Below are 15,877 nucleotides of genomic sequence, written 5' to 3'. Positions count from 1 at the left end.
TTTTCAAGGGTTCTCTCTCCAGGGTTGATGCAACCAGAAATCGTTGGCCTCCAGGGGATCCAGCAGGCGCGTCGAGCCGTCCTCGGCCCGGACCTGGGGTGCCAGTTCGATTTCGCTGCGTTCGTGGATCAGGCGGTCGATGGTCAGCCACAGTCCCGTCAGGGGGCCATGGCGTTGCAGGGCCTGCCTGGCATAGTGGGAGCAGTTGGGGTGCGAAGGGCAACGATCTCCATCCACGCGGCTTATGGTATGGGAATACAGGCTCAAGGGAAAGAGCAGCCATGGGGTCAAGGCGTTTGTGGCATCGGACTCCGGGGGGTGCTGCTGGGGCGTCGCCGGGCGATAGGCCAGGGGATTGACGGCTTCGTCGGCGGCCCAGGTGGTCCGGAGCGGTCCGAGCGCTGTCAACAGCGCGATGACCAAACCAATCGTGGGGGGCGGTGGCATTTTCAAGGTCGTGGGGAATGGGCTGCCGGTCTTGAAACCATGGAGTGGATGTGATGAATCACAAAAAGAGGATGGAATCATGATTGTTTTTTATCTGTCAAGATGGTTTGCCATTTCCGGGGGATGTGCGGGAGATGGGACCGGGTTTCTTTCTTGACATCGGAGTTGACGGACGGGGCTTGGGTATAGGAAAATGAGAAGAGATTGTTTCCACGATTCAAGTCACGCATTGGAGGCGAAGAGAGTCATGAATAAATGGCAGGGTGTTGTGGCCGTTGCGGTCTTTTTGTTGGCGGCTCCGGTCTGGGCCGCGGGTGGCGCCAACCCGGAAAAAGAAGAGCAATTCAAGGCGCGCAAGGCCAGAGAGATCCAGAACATGGAAGAAAAGCTGGCCTGTCTGAAAGCGGCCAATACCCCTGCCGAAGTGAAACGCTGTCATGAGGCCCAGAAGATGCGTCACCAGACCGAGCAGTTGCAACGCATCCAGGAACAGCGCAAAAAGCTGGATGCGCGGGAACAGAATCTGAAAGAGTTGCAGGAGAAGAAGGCCCAGTGATGGTGATGGTCCGGCCCTGACCGACAAAGAGGGCGCCGGACCATCCGTCTCGCCCCGACATGAAGCCCGTTGGGCTTTGTGTCCGGGGTGAGGGATCCTTTATCCGGAGGTTATCGCCACACCACCCCGATCTCTTCCAACCGTTTTTCCCGTCGCGGCTCCAGGGTGCCATCTTTTCTGGCCTGACGCTGAAATTGCAGCCACATCCCCAGTTTGGGACATTCCGGGGCTTCCAACGGCACGTCGCAGTGGCCGTGACGGGCCTGGAAGGCCCGCAATTGCTGGATCATCTCTTCGGCCACCGCCTCCTTGGGATCCCAGATCATCCCCAGATCGGTCAACAGGGCCACCCGTCTTTCTCCCAGATGACCCTTTTGACGCGCATTGCGCTGGGCGCTTACCCAGGTGGCCAGACGGGGATTTTCCGGCCAGTCGGCGGGCACCAGACAGTGGCCGAACCGGTGTTTGAACTGTGCCAGGGCGCTCAACGACTCCATCCAGATCACCTCCTGGGCATCCCAGACAAAACCGACCGCGTCCAGACGCTGGATCCGTTCCGGTTCCAGTTGTGCGGCCAGTCGCGCCTTGCGTTGGGCCGCCACCCACCAAGCCAACTGGGAGTGTTCGGTTTGACTTTCGGAAACCAGACAGTCCCCGTGCCGCTCCCGGTATTCCGTGAGGGCGGCGAACATCTCCTCCCAAAAGATCGCCTTGGAATCCCAGATGAACCCGAGGGATTCCAGGCGCTGGATCTGGTCGGGTTTGAGCAGCTTGAGTCGATGGTCCCGCCGTTGTTGTTCCACCCAGCGGGCCAGGGCCGGATCGTTGGCCCATTGGGCCGGCACCAGACAGTGGTTGCGGGCTTGCTGGAAGCGGGTCAAGGCGAGAAACATCTCCTCCCAGGCCGCCTCCCGCGCATCCCACAAGAACCCCAAAGCCACCAGTCGGGAGAGTTTGTCTTCGTCCAGTTTCTCTTTTTCACGCGCCAGCCGTTGCGCCTTGACCCAGGCGAACAACTCCGGGGGATCCTCCCACTCTTTGGGCACGTTGAAATGACCCTGGGTCTGGTAAAAGCGGTCCAGGGCGGTGAACTGGTCATTCCACCATTTTTCCGCCGGATCCCAGATGAAATCCACCCGATCCAATCGGGTCTGCAAGGTCGCGGAGAGGGAGCCCTTGAGCCGTGCCCGGCGTTGGGCCTGCACCCAGGCCGCAAGCAAAGGAAATTCGGGACACGGCTCCACCACTCCGGCATGACCATGGTCGGCGCGGAACCGTTCCAGCTCGGCAAAGCGCGCCTCCCAGGCAGCCTGCTCCAGATCCCAGACAAAGCCCGCCTCGTCCACCCGGCTTTGCAGTTTGGGATCGAGCTGTCCCAGCCGCCAGGAGCGGCGCATCTCCCTGGCCCAGGAATCCAGAAGCGCCGAGTCCGGATGGGGATCGGGCACCAGACCATGCCCGTTCAGGGCGAAAAATTGCAAAAAGGCCTGCCATCCCTCTTCCCAGCGGGCTTTCTTGAGATCCCAGACGAAATCCAAAGCCTCCAGACGGGCCACACGCTCCGTGGACAAGGCCCCCTTTTCATGCAGACGACGCTGTTCTTCGGCCCAGATGGCCAGGGTGGGATTTTCCGGCCACTCCTTGGGCACCTTGCCGTGGCCTTGCATCATGCGGTGCTGGCGCAACACCTCCAGCATTTCGTCCCAGGCCGCGGCGGCCAGATCCCAGACAAAGCCTTCCGCCTCCAGCCGGTCCTGACGGGTGGGGAGCAGTTTTTTCTGTTCCCGCTCCTTGCGTTGCCGCTCGGCCCATTTGCCCAGTTGGGGATCATCCGGGCAGTGGCTCGGAATCTTGCCATGTCCCCGCACCCCCTTGAAACGCAGGAAAAGCTGAAAGAACTCCTCCCAGGCCGCCTCTTCCGGATCCCAGATGAAGCCTGCCGCTTCCAGGCGCGCGTTTCGTTCCGCAGCGAGTTTTTCCTTTTTCTTAAGGTGACGCTGCCGCAGGGTCCACTCCCCCAGGGCTGGATCCTCCGGGCAGGGGTCGGGAATCTTGGCGTGGCCGTGACGGGCGATGAACCGTTCCAACCGGGCGAAGGCCCGATCCCAGGCGAAGGCCTCCAGATCCCAGACAAAGCCCACCGTTTCCAGTCGCGTTTTCTGGGTCTCTTCCAGGATGCCCTTGGCCCAGGCGGACCGCTGGCGTCCGGCCCATTCCGCCAGCAGGGGATTTTCCGGCCACAGCACCGGAACCGCCCCGTGGCCTTGCCTGTGACAAAAAGATTGCAGCTCGCCGAACCGCTCGTCCCAGCTTTCCCCCAGGCGTTTGAGGAGTGCCGTGACGATGGTTTCCGCCGGGGGAACGGAGAGGGACGTGTCGCCGGGCAGCAGGCGGAAGCGGGTTTGCAACGGCTCAGGATCGCAGCGTCCTTCCCGGCCCTGTTGTTCCATGGCGGCGCGGATCTGTTGGGTCAGGGTGGGGTCCAGCTCCCGCAGACCTTTCAGAATGCCCCACAACAGCTCCGGATCCGCCAATTGGCCATCCTTGAGGGGCAACGGCAGCAGCAGGCAACCCGGTGTGGCGCCGTTGCCGGTGGACAGCAGGGAATCCAGGGTGTGGGACAGGCCCGAACCGCTGGGAGATGTCAGCCAGATCACCAGATCCGCTGCGGGCAGGAAGGGTCCGGAGTCGCCACCAGGGGGCAAAAGCAGCATCCCCCGCCGGGCGCGCTGGAAGGCGGTCAGGATCCGGTCCCGCTCCGTGGGTTTGAGGCCTCGGGCCAGATGAAAAACCGTGTATCCGGACTCTCCCGCCCAGGCCGGATCCATCAGGGTCCGGGGAGGATCCTCCGGCAGACACGCGAGAATGTGGCGTACCTCGTCCAGGGCCGTCGCCTGTGTCATCAGCGCGGGCAACAGGCTCCAGGGGTTTTCCGTCTGACTGGCCGGAACCGGCAGCAACCACAGCCGCCAGGGTCGGGGCAAGGGCAGGGTCAAGGCGCGGGCCGCATCCAGGGATTTGGGTCGGAGGGGGGCGGTGTGCAACTGCAATCGCTTGGCGGCAGGCAAGGTCTCCCCGGAGGTGTGGAATCCGATCAGATAGTCGGCCTGGGTAAAGCCCATCATGGCCCGGGCCAGCAGTGGCATCATGGCGCGGGTGGCCAGGATCACCCGCGCCCCGGTGTGGGGCCAGGCGAGGAAACGTCGCACCCCGTCCGGATGATGGGTCAGGGGAAAGTCCAGTTCCAGTGGGCCGGGGGTATTGCCCCCAGGCTCTTCGCTCACCTGAAGCGCGGCCAGATCCCCCCAGCCGGCGTGTTGACGCCACACGCGGATGGTGTGGACCATCTGATCGAGCGTGTCGAGCAGCACCACCACCACCCGGCGTCCCCCCAGCCGTTGCACGATCCGCAGGGTCAGCAGTTCCGCCTCGGCGCCGGGAGGGAGCAGCAGCGTGGCTTGATCTCCGGTGGTCATCAAGGATTGGATCCGTTCCATGGCCCAGGCGTGGGACGGGGTGACGAGGGGGCGTTCCACGGCGGCTCCAGCCCCTTGCAGCCAGCGGCGGATGGCCTGGAAGGTTCGGGGTTCCAGCCGGTCCAGGTCCACCCCCCGCAGGGCATGGAGGGGTTTGAGTTTTTTCCAGCCGTTGGCGAACAGATCCCCGTTGGTGAACAGCAGCGGTTGCAGGCTGTGGGCGAGAAGAGGCTGAAAGCGTTCCGACTCATCCGGCAACGGTTTGTCCCGATCTGGCCGGAAGAGCAGTTGATAGGCGTGAATCTCCCCCTCCTGGGAGCGGAACAGACCATCGGCGCCGGGCAGGGTCGCGGGCAGTCCCAGACGACGGCGGGCATCCAGAGGCACCTGACCGGTGGGCCAGATCTCCACCGCCCGGTGCAAGGCCCGGGTGGTCAACACCCCTTCGGCGAAGAGCGCAAAGGCCGCCTGTTGTTCCGCCGGATCCTCCAGGGCGCGGATGCGGGTTTCCAGTTCGGAAAAACGGGAAACCTCCTGGAACAGTCCGCTTTCCAACAGCGATCTGGCTTTGGGATGACGAGGCAGCATGCGGGACTCGATGCGAAGGTTGAGAGACACTCAGCGGGGGGTGGCGTCCGGCAGACCCCCATCCACCGGCAACGTGGCCCCGGTGGTCGGAGTTTGACGGGTGGCGAAAAACAGTACCGCCTTGCCCACATGTTGGGCGGTGATGCGCGCCTTGAGGAGATTGCGGTTGCGGTAGTACTCCTGCAAGCCGTCGGCGTCCAGGCCCCGGGCCTTCATGCGGTCCGGTCCCACTTCGGCCCACAGTCCCGAAGGACGCGCCCCGTCGGCGAAGACGCCATCGGGTGCCACCATGTTGACCCGCACCCCCAGTTCCGCCAGTTCCAGGGAGGCGATGCGGGCCAGTTGATGGGCCGCCGCCTTGGTGGCGCTGTAGGCGCCGAAACGGGCACCCGGAGCAAAGACGTTCTTGGTGGAGATCATCACCACATCCCCCCCGGTGCCCTGGCGTCGGAACAGCCGGGCCGCCTCGGCCAGCACCAGCAGGGTGCCTTCCACATTGACTCTTTGCAATTTCTGGAACGTGGCCAGGGTCAACTCTTCCAGTCCGGCCACATGGGCCAGTCCCGCGTTGGGAATCACCAGATCCACCCCGCCCCACCGCTCCACGACGGTTGTGAAACCGGCGCTCACCGCGTCGGCTGAGGTCACATCCATGGGCACGGGCAGCAGTTGTCCCGGATGCAGGCGGTTGAGTTCTTCCGCCAGGGAGTTCAACCCTTCGCCGGGCAGGTCGGCGGCAGCCACATGACAGCCATGGGCCAACAGCTCCCGGCAGATCCCGGAACCGATGGCCCCGGCGGCTCCGGTCACCAGCGCCACCTGACGGGCCAGGGGCGCTTCCTGGACGTTCTTGAGTTTTTTGAGTTGGGGGGGGAAATACTCCATGGCGAACAGATCCGGGTCGTCGAGTCCCCGATAACGGGCTCCCATGGCGGCGATCTGGTTTTTGACCGTCAGGGTTTGTAGCAGGATATCCCGGGTCACGTCCACCTCGGCGCCGGTGCGGCCCACGCAGATGGCCCCCATGCCGGGCATGAAGATCACCCGGGGGGAGGGATCGAAGGGGATGGGCGGATTCGTCGCGTCGGCCAGCCGTTGGAACCGTTCCCGATAGGCGGTTTGGTACCCCTCGATGGCGGCGGGAATGGCGTCGATGTTGTCGATCCACAGGGGCAGCGGCTTGGTGCGGATCAGGTGATCGGTGGTCAAGGGTGGGGTGATGGCCAGTTCGGCCCCTTGTTCGGAGTCCACCAGATTGAGGGTCTCGCGGGTGATCACCGGCAGCAGGATGAAGCGTTGAAACGGATGATCCGCTTCGCCGGTGGGGATCGCCAGCCGTCCCCGCAACACCGGAGCCGCCTCCAGATAACGCTCCCGGGCCGCGGCCAAGGCGGTGACCCGGCGCAGGCTTTTGGGAGCCCGGGAGTGGCGGATGATGTATTCTTCGGCGCGGCTGACCAGTTCGATGGTGGCGTCATAGGATTGCCGGGCGCTTTGACCCCAGGTGACCAGACCGTGATGCATCAGCACCAGACCGACGCACTCCGGGGCCGCGGCTTGGTGTTCCGCCACCGCCTTGGCCAGGGCGAATCCGGGATGCACATAAGGCAAAATGGCCACCCGGTCCCCGAGTGCCGCCCGGAGGTGTTGTTCCCCGTCCGGTTGGTTGCTCAAGGCGAGGATGGCGTCGGCGTGGGTATGATCGATGAAGTCGTGGGGCAGAAAGATATGCAGCAACGCCTCGATGGAAGGGGTGGGGGCTTCGGCGTCCAGACGGCGCACCCGCAGGGCGTTGATCATGGCCGCTTCGTCCAGGGTCTTGAGGCCGATCAGCGGACGCAACGGGGCCAGTTCCAGACCGGTGTGACCTTCGGGTTCGATGGTTTCCAGATTCCACCCCGAAGCCTTGATGAAGATCGCGCCGATCTCTTCTCCCAGCAGGGTGCGGGCGCTTCCCTTGACCGAGGTGTTGCCTCCGCCGTGCAGCACCAGCCCTTTTTCCGCGCCGATCAGGCGGCTGGAGTAGGTGCGCAGGGCCAGACGCTCCCCCCAACGGGGGGCGTAGCGTTGGCGGTATTCGGCGGCCTCGGTCTCTGACCAGCGGTTTTTCATGAGCGTCGTCGGTTCGGCAAGGGGGTGAATACGGTCAGCGGGCGGCTTTGAGGTCTTGATAGAACGCGAACGCCTCCCGGGGCGTGAAGCCGTCGTGGACCACTTTGCCCACGGCCTGGATCATGGCCGCCGGCGCGTCGGATTGGAAGATGTTGCGGCCCATGTCCACCCCCGCCGCGCCTTGCTGGATGGCGTTGTAGGCCATGGTCAGGGCATCGGCTTCGGGTTGTTTCTTGCCGCCGGCGATCACGATGGGCACCGGACAGGCGGCGGTGACGCTCTCGAAGCCCTTGTCCACGTAATAGGTCTTGACGAAGGTGGCTCCGAGTTCGGCGCAGATGCGGGTGGCCAGACGCATGTATTTGGCATCCCGGGCCAGATCCTTGCCCACGGCGGTGACCCCCAGAACCGGCAGTCCGTAGCGCAAACCCTGGTCCACCAGACGGGTCAGGTTGTGGATCGACTGGGTTTCGAATTCGCCTCCGACAAACACCTGCACCGCCATGGCCGCCACATTGAGGCGCAAGGCGTCTTCGATGTCCACGGCGATCCGTTCGTCCGACAGCTCCTTGAGAATGCTGGGACCGCCGCTGGCCCGCAACGACACCCCTTTGGTGAAGGTGGCGGGGGTCAGGGCGCGCAACACGCCACGGGTACACATCAGGGTGTCGGCATACGGCAGCAACGGATTGATGGTGACATCGATCCGTTCGAGTCCCGTGGTCGGTCCCATGAAATAGCCATGATCCACCGCCAGCATCACCGTGCGGCCCGTGGTCGGCGAAAAGATTTTGGAAAGCCGGTTCTTCATCCCCCAGTCCAGGGAGTCGCACCCTTTGAGGGGGAACGGCTGGGCCCGTTGCGGGATGTCGAAATGATAGTCGTGGGTCTCTTTCAGATCGTCGGTATCGGCCATTTTTTATGGTTCCTTTGGAATGGGCGTGGCGTCCGCTGGTGTTCCTTAGACTGGCGAAGGAGCGCAAGATTGCCCCAAAGGAGGGCGCTTGGCAAGGGTTTCGAGCTGCTTTAATCCCGTCTGGGTGGCTCAGGCGCGCAGGAGGACGGATCGGCCAGAAAGGCGTCGATGCCCATGGTTTCCAGTTTTTGCAGATAACACGGATAGTGGTCGGCCCAGGCGGCGGCGTTGGGGTCGGCCAGCAGGCCCGGCACGTTGGTGATGGAGGCGAAGGCCACTTCCAGGCGCTCCACCTTGAGTTCGCTCATCAGGCTGTGGACCAACAGCATGTCGGTCACCAGGGTGGGCAGGAAGCGGGCATCGCACACCGGTTTGGTGGCGGACAGGCCCGCCGGATCTTCCAGTTCCAGCAGATGGGCGATGGCGGCGTTGTCCAGGGGGGAGAGCAGGGCAATGGCGGCGTCCAGAGTGGCGCGGTTGAAGCCGTCGGCATCCACCCCTCCGGTGGGAATGGCGTGGCGTTCTTCCGCCAGGAATCGCAATACCGGATGGATCGCCTTGACCACAGGGGCGCTGACTGCGGTGATTTTCACGCCGGTGCCCAGCTGTTTTGTGGCTTCGGCGAAGCGGGGCGCCAGGATGCGGGCGGTTTCATCCAGGGCGGTCGGACCCACGGGATTGGGGGAGCAGGTGGGGTCGGGATTTTTTTTGACTTGTTCGCAATACAGCTTGCGCCACGCCTTTTGTCCCAGGTCGGTGCCCCATCCCGAGCTTTTGCCGGCAATCTGGACGCTGCCGCCTCCCAGATCCAGGATCCAGGGGGTTTTCAGACGATCTCCCAGACTTTTTTCCGCGGCCAGATGGCCGTGGGTCCCCTCCACCGCTTGGGGAATGACAAACAATGGCACCTGGGTTTGGGCGTGGATGGTGCGCAAGGTGGCGATCAGCCGGGTGGGATCCCCTTGTTGCAAGGCCAGTCGCCAGGCGGAATACCCTCCCGCCACCCCGCGGCAACCGGGAGGGATTCCGGCGGCCCGGGGCAGGGAGAGCAGAGCCTGGATGGTGGCGTCCACGGTGCGGTCGATTTCGTGATCGGGCCACACGTCCCCCAGATAATCGATGGCCACCTTGGCCGGTTCGGCCTGGGGCGTGGGGCCGACCCGGATGCCGGAAGAACCGACATCAAAGGCGATGCGGCAGGATTCGGCTGCGCCCGGCGTCTGCCAGCACAGCAGCGCCAGTCCGCACAGCCAACCGATCCTGCCGGCGCCGGAGAGTCGGGTCATGGGAGCCCTCTTTAAAAATGCAAGGCCGTCGGAGCCAGCCACGCTACGCAGGCGATGGCCGATCCCAAAGCCGCCAGCCCGCCGGCCAGATAGGCCAGCACCAGCACGCTGGTGGCCGCCGAGGCCGATGCCAGCACGATGCCGATCTGCATGGCCGCCGCGGCGTATTCGTAGAGGTGATAGGCGTGGAGGGCGTGGGCGTGTTTGTCTTCGGCCTGTTTGGCCCGGGCCATCAATTCTTTGCGGCCTTCGTTGGTTTCCGGTTCGCTGTCGTAGCGTTTCGCGGTGGCGCGCAGGGTATCGATCTGTTTGTTCCACAGACCCGCCTGTTCCGGGGGGAGTTCCAGAGGTTTGATGGTCTCCATCATCTCCGCAGAGGTTTTGGTCATGGTCATGCGGATGGTTTTGGCCTGGTAGAAGGCCCACAGATTGGAGGACTCGATGTAGGAGGTCAATGCGGTGTTCTGGGAACTTTTGCCGCCGATTTCCACGATGGCCAGCAGACAGGCGATGGCGCTGATCAAAATGGCGATCCGTTTGTTGCGGCTGTTGAGGCCCGGATCGTCATGACCGTCGCCATGGCCGCCCCCGTGGGCAGCGTGATGGACCATTTCGTGTGTTTCGTGGATTTCCATGGGATGGTGGCTCCGTTGTCGGTTTGGTAACGATCAATGCTGATACAAGGATATGAGTGGCTTTTCCGCTCAGGAGAGTTTGAAGAAAGAAAGCGCTTCTTGCAAGGTCGCAGCCTGGGAGGCGAGATCGTCGGCGGTGGCGGACATCTCTTCGGCGGAGGCGGCGTTTTGTTGCAGCACCTGGTCGAGTTGCTGGATCGCCTCGTTCACCTGGGCGGCGCCTTGGGCCTGCTCTTCGGAACCGGTGGTGATGCCCTGGACCAGTTGGGCGGTTTTCTGGATGTCCGGCACCAGGGTCGAGAGCAGTTGTCCCGCCTGTTCCGACACCTGCACGCTGGTGGTGGACAGTTGGGTAATCTCTCCGGCGGCGGTTTGACTGCGTTCCGCCAGTTTGCGCACCTCGGCGGCCACCACCGCGAATCCCTTGCCATGCTCGCCGGCCCGGGCCGCCTCGATGGCGGCGTTCAAGGCCAGCAGGTTGGTCTGACGGGCAATCTCTTCGATGATGTTGATCTTGCTGGCAATCTGACGCATCGCCCCCACGGCCTGCTCCACGGCCACACCGCTCTCCCGGGCATCCACCGAGGCTTTGCCGGCCATGGTTTCGGTCAATTGGGCGTTTTCGGTGTTTTGCTGGATATTGGCGGCCATCTGTTCCATGGAGGCGGATGTCTCCTCGATGGCCGCTGCCTGTTCCGTGGCCCCCTGGGAGAGGGTCTGGGCCGCCGCGCTGGCGGAGTTGCTTTGATTGACCAGATTGACCCCTACATCCATCAAGACACCGATGGTTTTTTGCAGATTCTGCACCATGGTCTCCATGGCGGCGTAGATGCCACTCTTGGCGCGGTTGTCGAAGGTGACGTTGAGCTGACCGGTGGCGATGGTCTGGACCATGGCCGCCACCTCGGAGGGTTCTCCGCCCAGTTGCAGCATGATTTCACGGGCGATCAGGGTTCCCAGGATCACGCTGACCAGCACCGCCAGGGAGGTGAGGATCATTCCGCCCCAAAACAGGGTTCTGGCCTCGGTGGCCAGGGTGGTGGTCCGGCTGTCCAGATCCTGGGAGAGGCGGTTTTCCACCTCCTTGAGGAGGTTGATCTTGTCGGTGATGGTGGAGAACCAGACGTTGGGATCGACTCCGAATTCGCCGGTGATGGCTTTGCTCATGGCGATGGCGCGCATTTTTTCCACTTCGGCCACCGCCGGAGTGGACATCTTCTCTTTGAAGAAGTCGCGCTGGGAGGCCGGAGCCAGGGAGTGGAACACCCCCAGATAGGCGTTTTGTTCGGTCACCAGCGCGATGAATTTGGGAAACATTCCTTCGGCGAAGGCGTTTTTGGCAAAGGTGTTGGTCAGGACAGCCCGTTCCTGACCGCTGCGCTCCTTGGCCAGCAGAAAATGGACATAACCGCCGGTGATGGCTGCCAGTTCCGCGTTGGCGGAAAGCTTGGGCAGGGCGCCCACCACGTTGAGCAGATCGGTGATGGTCTGGGTGTAAAAACCGATGGCTTCCGGTGCCGGCAGCGCAAGGGCCAGAATCTGACGTCGGGTTTCCGGCAGTTTTTCCAGCCGACCCAGCGCGCCGTTGAGGGATGTGTTGAGTTCATTGCCGTATAGCTGGACATTGAATCCTTGCAGATAATCCCGCATGCGCTTGAGCATGACATCGCTCTCCTGCTGCTGTTTGGGCAGTTGGTCGGAGAATTTTTTGCCCTGACTGCCGATGAATCCGGCGCTCATGCCGCGTTCTTTCTGGGCTTCGTGGACCAGTTCGCTGATGCGTACCCCCAGGCCGGAAAGGGCGGTCATGGCGTCCATTTGCTGCGTCAACCGATGTTTGTCCACAACCCCTGTCACCCCGAACCCGATCATGCCGACCATGGGCAACAAAAGCATGATTGCAATTTTGGTGCGCAATGTGATTCGATTGAGTAACGACATGGTGATCCTCTCCCCCTGTGAGATGGACGGGTGATCCCCGCATAAGCGTGATATTGGTCAATATCATTTTCGTGAACGCTGGTTCAGCAGGAATATTGATTTTTATATCTAAGTGAGAATAACTAACTCCTGCCCGACGGTCAACCCGTGCCGGGCGCGTCAGACAGGGAGATGCGTGGCGGATGGGGTCGGAATTTCAATCCGATGACAGGCGGGTTGGTATCAATGGCGGTGGCATGGCACAAGGAAAAGGTATGACATGGTGAATCTGGTGACTCAAGAGTGGTTTTATCCTGCGGATCGTCCCCTGGCGCAGTTGCCCCGTTGGGAATATCACGTGCATTCGGATTTTTCCGACGGTGCGTCGTCGGTGTCGAAGACCATGGCCGTGGCCCGGGCCAAAGGGATCGAACGGTTGATTTTCACCGAACATACCGAACCCGAACTGGTGGCCGGTCCGGGGTGGTTCGAGCGTTATGCCCGCACCGTGCGGGATTTGCGCCGGTCGGAAGCCGGCGGGATGGAGGTGGTGCTGGGACTGGAAGTGCCGATTCTCGATCTGGAGGGCAATCTGTTGGCCACGGAAGAGATGCTGACCGAAAGCGAGTTCATTTTGGGGGCGGTGCATGCCTATCCCGGATATGGCTGGGATCTTTCCGGCATCGATCCGGCCCGCGCCATCGATCTGGAGTTTCGCAGTCTGTTGGCCCTGATCGATCATCCCCGGGTACACGCCATCGCCCACCCGGGGGGAGTGTGCAGCAAATATGTGACCCCGTTTCCCATGGCCTTGTTTGAAGAGGTGGTGATCCGGGCCAAGGCCCAAGGCAAGGGCCTGGAGTTGAATCCCGCCTATCATTATCCCATGGGGCCATTTCTGGAAATCTGTCGTCGTCATGGGGTGCTGCTCGCTCCCGGCTCCAACGCCCATCATCCCGACGAGATCGGATTGGCCTGGAAAGTGCTGCGGGAGACGGAGGTGTGGATACAGGGAAAAGCTCGCATTTCTGGAAAATTCACTTGACAAGTGCAGCCGCTCCCGTCGAACATGCCGCCATATAAGGTCAATCAGACCGTCCGGACGACTCGGATTGCGGGGGGCTGGACCCCGTGACGGGCGTATTGACCACTGTCATGTTTTCGTTTTGATTGATAAGGAGATCGGCCATGGAATCGGGCCTGGGCGGGATGGATAAACGTGGTCGTGGTGGCAAGTGCAAGTCCGGATTCTGGTGGATTTTCATGGGTGGTTTGCTGGTGGGGGGGATCGGTTTTCTGGGTGGGCACTTCCTGTTGATGGATGGTTATACCAACAGTCTGGAAATGTGCATCTCCTGCCATGAAATGGAAGGGGTCTACAAGGAATACCAGAAAAGCATCCACTACAAGAATCCCTCCGGGGTTCGGGTGACCTGCGCCGGTTGTCACATTCCCCACGGCAAGGGACTGGTGGACTACAAGGATAAGATGTTGGACAAGGTGATCGTGGGGGGACGGCATCTGTACCACCATCTGGTCGGCACCTATCCGGATGCTGCCTCCTTCGAGAAATCCCGCTACCGGTTGGCGCAGTTGGTCACGGAGAACATGCGGAAACGGGATTCCAAGGAGTGTCGCCAGTGTCACACCTACGAGGCGATGCAACTGGCGGATCAACAACGCACGGCGGCCAACAAACACGAACGGATGATGCAGGAAGGAACCAAAACCTGTATCGATTGTCACAGCGGTATTGCCCACGAGGTGCCTGAAGAACCGGCCCCGTGAGTCGCAAGGGAATGCCCAAGAATACCGGGGATGGTTTTGGAACATGTCGCATGTGCGTGGTGAGGTGGTCATGAACAATCAGGCAGAAAGGCCCATGTTGGATTGGGATCGGAATCTTCGACCCGTTTTCCGGAATCCTCCGGGACGCAGGCGCTTTTGGCTGGCCGCGGTCGGGGGAGCCTTGTTTTTCTCCCTGGCGCCGGGTCTGGTGGAGTCTTCCGAGAAGGATCGATATGTGGAATCGGTCATCACCATGCTGCGTTTGCATGCGGAGGCCATTCGTCAACTGGCGACCCATGATTTCCGTTACAGTCGCAATCTGGCCCGTCACGTTTCGGGATTGCAACACACCTTCGGTCTGTTGGGCCCCATGGAGTGGCATGTCAGCACCTCCATCACCCTGCAAAAAAAGAATGGACAGGGGGGAAGCGTCCTCACCGAGGCGGATTTTGACAAAATCGCCGAGCAGTGCCAGAAATCCATGAAGGGACTCTATCAGGCCTCCATCAAACAACTGGAAGCCGGAGGCAGTCCGGAACCGGTTTTGAAGGCTTTGGACGAGTTGCAGGGCAAATGCACCAGTTGTCACAGCCTGTTGGATGGCATTGCCCCGGACGTGTGGGGTGCTGCGGCCAAAGGCAAGTGACCGGCGTGAAACGAGGAGCCGGATCGTCGCGGGGGTATCCCGGACGGTCCGGGCCGGTTTGGGCCGTATCGGGTTTCAGGTGTGTTTTCAGTTTTCAAGGATGCGGTATTCGATCATCGTCAACATGAAGATCAAATCCTGACTGTCCCGTTTCAATTCATCCAGGGCCACTTCCGCTTCCACGAAGTTGCGGTTCTTGTAGTAACTGACCAGCAGATCCGCCGTCTCGTGAAACCGCTTGTGACGCTTCTCCAGGAAGGATATTTCTGGATATTTGCTGTATTTTTTGATTCCCTCCTGATAAAGCCAGATTCCCAGTTCACAGGTCATGTAGGTCTGCAGTTGCGGGATGGACTCCTGCCGCAACAACATTTCAAGCTGGAACAACCATTTCAAATGGACCAGTCTGGCTCGTGATAGGTCGATCATGTGTCATTCTCGTGGGTGTTTATCGTCCATGCGGACAGGCTTATGGGGAGCGTCAGGGTCAATCCTGGTTTTATGTTTATGGATTGTCTGCCGGTGTTTTCGGGGCGCCGCCGCCAGGAGGCAGGGAAAAAAGGTGTTCTTTCCAGTAGTTGCCGCCGTCTTCCTCTTCCGTTTCGCTGGGGATGGTGACAACCCAGATGTGTTGAACCTTGGGAAAGTCCGTCAGCAGTCGTTCTTTCAGAAGAGTGGAGAGGTCGTGCCCTGCGCGGATGGTGAGTTTTTCATCGATGGCGATGTGCAGATAGATCTCCCAGTATTCGCCAAGACTGCGACCCCGGATGAGTTTGACTTCCTGCACCCCCTGGATCATGCGGGCGGTGCGGGCCATTTCCGATAAGGCGTCCTGGGAAACGGTGACATCCAGCAAACCTTTGATGGCATCCCAGGCAATGAGGCCGCCGATGCGGATGACCAGCAGTGAAATCACGAAGGCCGCCATATGATCGGCGGAAGGAATGCCGATATTGGATAGAAAAATGCCAATCAACACAATGATGGATGAGGCGGCATCCAGGCGATTGTCCATCGAGGCGGATTCGATGGCGGAGTTGTTGTTTTCCTTGGCGACGCAGCCCAGAAAACGGTACATGCATTCACTGGCGGCAGCCGACAACAGAATACCCACCGCCGTCATCAACGAAGGAACCGATTGGATGCCGACAATATCGGTGAAACTGGTCAAACCCAGGAAGATGCCCCCCACGATCAAGACGACTCCAATGGCGAAGGACGAAATGAACAAGACTTTTCCAAAGCCAAAGGGGAATGTTTTGCTGGGGGGGCGTTTGGCCACATGGATGCTGAACAGCGTGACGCTTTTGGTCACCGCGTCGCCAATGGAATACAGTCCCTGAACCACCAATCCCAGACTGCCGGACAACCATCCAAGCAGGCTGCGGAAGATTGCCTGGGCAATCGCGGCGGCCAAGTCTGTCCATCCGGCCTGCACCACACATTTTTGGCACTGTTTGAATGGGGTCATGGTGTATTTGTCTTGAGTTGAGAAATACACGATCCA

General features: G+C 61.2%; 13 protein-coding genes. 4 read left to right on the top strand and 9 right to left on the bottom strand.

All coding sequences use genetic code 11. The features are described from left to right. Positions 1–3: 3 nt before the first annotated feature. Positions 4–447: a membrane protein insertion efficiency factor YidD gene (locus HQL98_02740; protein MBF0270981.1), complete on the bottom strand. Its 444-nt coding sequence runs from the start codon at positions 445–447 to the stop codon at positions 4–6. Positions 448–694: 247 nt separating this feature from the next. Here HQL98_02740 and HQL98_02735 point away from each other — a divergent pair, with 247 nt between their 5' ends. Continuing rightward, positions 695–1,003: a hypothetical protein gene (locus HQL98_02735; protein ID MBF0270980.1), complete on the top strand. Its 309-nt coding sequence runs from the start codon at positions 695–697 to the stop codon at positions 1,001–1,003. A 110-nt stretch (positions 1,004–1,113) separates the two neighbouring features. On the opposite strand, the gene HQL98_02730 is transcribed toward HQL98_02735, so the two are convergent. The 6 genes from HQL98_02730 to HQL98_02705 all read right to left on the bottom strand — a co-directional run bounded on the left by HQL98_02730 (position 1,114) and on the right by HQL98_02705 (position 11,957). Further along, complete coding sequence (locus HQL98_02730; protein MBF0270979.1) at positions 1,114–5,067, bottom strand: helicase associated domain-containing protein; 3,954 nt, start codon at positions 5,065–5,067, stop codon at positions 1,114–1,116. Between the two features lie 30 nt (positions 5,068–5,097). Continuing rightward, complete coding sequence (locus tag HQL98_02725) at positions 5,098–7,179, bottom strand: bifunctional aldolase/short-chain dehydrogenase (GenBank protein MBF0270978.1); 2,082 nt, start codon at positions 7,177–7,179, stop codon at positions 5,098–5,100. Positions 7,180–7,213: 34 nt separating this feature from the next. Beyond that, positions 7,214–8,095, bottom strand: a complete 882-nt coding sequence (gene lsrF / locus HQL98_02720) for a 3-hydroxy-5-phosphonooxypentane-2,4-dione thiolase (GenBank protein MBF0270977.1) — start codon at positions 8,093–8,095, stop codon at positions 7,214–7,216. A 110-nt stretch (positions 8,096–8,205) separates the two neighbouring features. Next, positions 8,206–9,381 (bottom strand): hypothetical protein, encoded by a 1,176-nt coding sequence (locus HQL98_02715; GenBank protein ID MBF0270976.1) that lies wholly within the window; start codon positions 9,379–9,381, stop codon positions 8,206–8,208. A gap of 11 nt (positions 9,382–9,392) precedes the next feature. After that, positions 9,393–10,016 carry a DUF4337 domain-containing protein gene (locus tag HQL98_02710; GenBank protein ID MBF0270975.1) on the bottom strand — a complete coding sequence of 208 codons (624 nt, stop codon included), beginning with the start codon at positions 10,014–10,016 and terminating at the stop codon, positions 9,393–9,395. A 69-nt stretch (positions 10,017–10,085) separates the two neighbouring features. Beyond that, positions 10,086–11,957, bottom strand: a complete 1,872-nt coding sequence (locus tag HQL98_02705; GenBank protein MBF0270974.1) for a nitrate- and nitrite sensing domain-containing protein — start codon at positions 11,955–11,957, stop codon at positions 10,086–10,088. Between the two features lie 259 nt (positions 11,958–12,216). Here HQL98_02705 and HQL98_02700 point away from each other — a divergent pair, with 259 nt between their 5' ends. The 3 genes from HQL98_02700 (at position 12,217) to HQL98_02690 (ending at position 14,370) form a co-directional block, all read left to right on the top strand. Further along, complete coding sequence (locus HQL98_02700; GenBank protein ID MBF0270973.1) at positions 12,217–12,981, top strand: PHP domain-containing protein; 765 nt, start codon at positions 12,217–12,219, stop codon at positions 12,979–12,981. 143 nt (positions 12,982–13,124) lie between these two features. Beyond that, the gene (locus HQL98_02695; GenBank protein MBF0270972.1) at positions 13,125–13,724 is read left to right on the top strand and encodes a NapC/NirT family cytochrome c; all 600 of its coding nucleotides are present in this window, start codon (positions 13,125–13,127) and stop codon (positions 13,722–13,724) included. A 43-nt stretch (positions 13,725–13,767) separates the two neighbouring features. Continuing rightward, positions 13,768–14,370, top strand: a complete 603-nt coding sequence (locus HQL98_02690; protein MBF0270971.1) for a hypothetical protein — start codon at positions 13,768–13,770, stop codon at positions 14,368–14,370. 87 nt (positions 14,371–14,457) lie between these two features. Here HQL98_02690 and HQL98_02685 read toward each other — a convergent pair whose 3' ends face one another. Together HQL98_02685 and HQL98_02680 are read right to left on the bottom strand one after the other, a co-directional pair. Next, on the bottom strand, positions 14,458–14,799 hold the full coding sequence (locus HQL98_02685; GenBank protein MBF0270970.1) for a CZB domain-containing protein: 342 nt from the start codon (positions 14,797–14,799) through the stop codon (positions 14,458–14,460). A 76-nt stretch (positions 14,800–14,875) separates the two neighbouring features. Beyond that, the gene (locus HQL98_02680; protein ID MBF0270969.1) at positions 14,876–15,841 is read right to left on the bottom strand and encodes a cation transporter; all 966 of its coding nucleotides are present in this window, start codon (positions 15,839–15,841) and stop codon (positions 14,876–14,878) included. Positions 15,842–15,877 lie beyond the last annotated feature (36 nt).

Source organism: Magnetococcales bacterium, from assembly GCA_015231755.1.
Lineage (GTDB): Bacteria > Pseudomonadota > Magnetococcia > Magnetococcales > Magnetaquicoccaceae > Magnetaquiglobus.
Note: the sequence above shows the minus strand (reverse complement) of the source record. Positions and strands in the feature narration are given on the sequence as shown.

Bases quoted from the DNA above. Each gene is read 5' to 3' on its own strand.
- HQL98_02700 (MBF0270973.1), top strand. From the start codon at position 12,217: ATGGTGAATCTGGTGACTCAAGAGTGGTTTTATCCTGCGGATCGTCCC.
- HQL98_02695 (MBF0270972.1), top strand. From the start codon at position 13,125: ATGGAATCGGGCCTGGGCGGGATGGATAAACGTGGTCGTGGTGGCAAG.
- HQL98_02680 (MBF0270969.1), bottom strand. From the start codon at position 15,841: ATGACCCCATTCAAACAGTGCCAAAAATGTGTGGTGCAGGCCGGATGG.
- HQL98_02690 (MBF0270971.1), top strand. From the start codon at position 13,768: ATGTCGCATGTGCGTGGTGAGGTGGTCATGAACAATCAGGCAGAAAGG.
- HQL98_02735 (MBF0270980.1), top strand. From the start codon at position 695: ATGAATAAATGGCAGGGTGTTGTGGCCGTTGCGGTCTTTTTGTTGGCG.
- HQL98_02730 (MBF0270979.1), bottom strand. From the start codon at position 5,067: ATGCTGCCTCGTCATCCCAAAGCCAGATCGCTGTTGGAAAGCGGACTG.
- HQL98_02685 (MBF0270970.1), bottom strand. From the start codon at position 14,799: ATGATCGACCTATCACGAGCCAGACTGGTCCATTTGAAATGGTTGTTC.
- lsrF (MBF0270977.1), bottom strand. From the start codon at position 8,095: ATGGCCGATACCGACGATCTGAAAGAGACCCACGACTATCATTTCGAC.
- HQL98_02725 (MBF0270978.1), bottom strand. From the start codon at position 7,179: ATGAAAAACCGCTGGTCAGAGACCGAGGCCGCCGAATACCGCCAACGC.
- HQL98_02715 (MBF0270976.1), bottom strand. From the start codon at position 9,381: ATGACCCGACTCTCCGGCGCCGGCAGGATCGGTTGGCTGTGCGGACTG.
- HQL98_02705 (MBF0270974.1), bottom strand. From the start codon at position 11,957: ATGTCGTTACTCAATCGAATCACATTGCGCACCAAAATTGCAATCATG.
- HQL98_02710 (MBF0270975.1), bottom strand. From the start codon at position 10,016: ATGGAAATCCACGAAACACACGAAATGGTCCATCACGCTGCCCACGGG.
- HQL98_02740 (MBF0270981.1), bottom strand. From the start codon at position 447: ATGCCACCGCCCCCCACGATTGGTTTGGTCATCGCGCTGTTGACAGCG.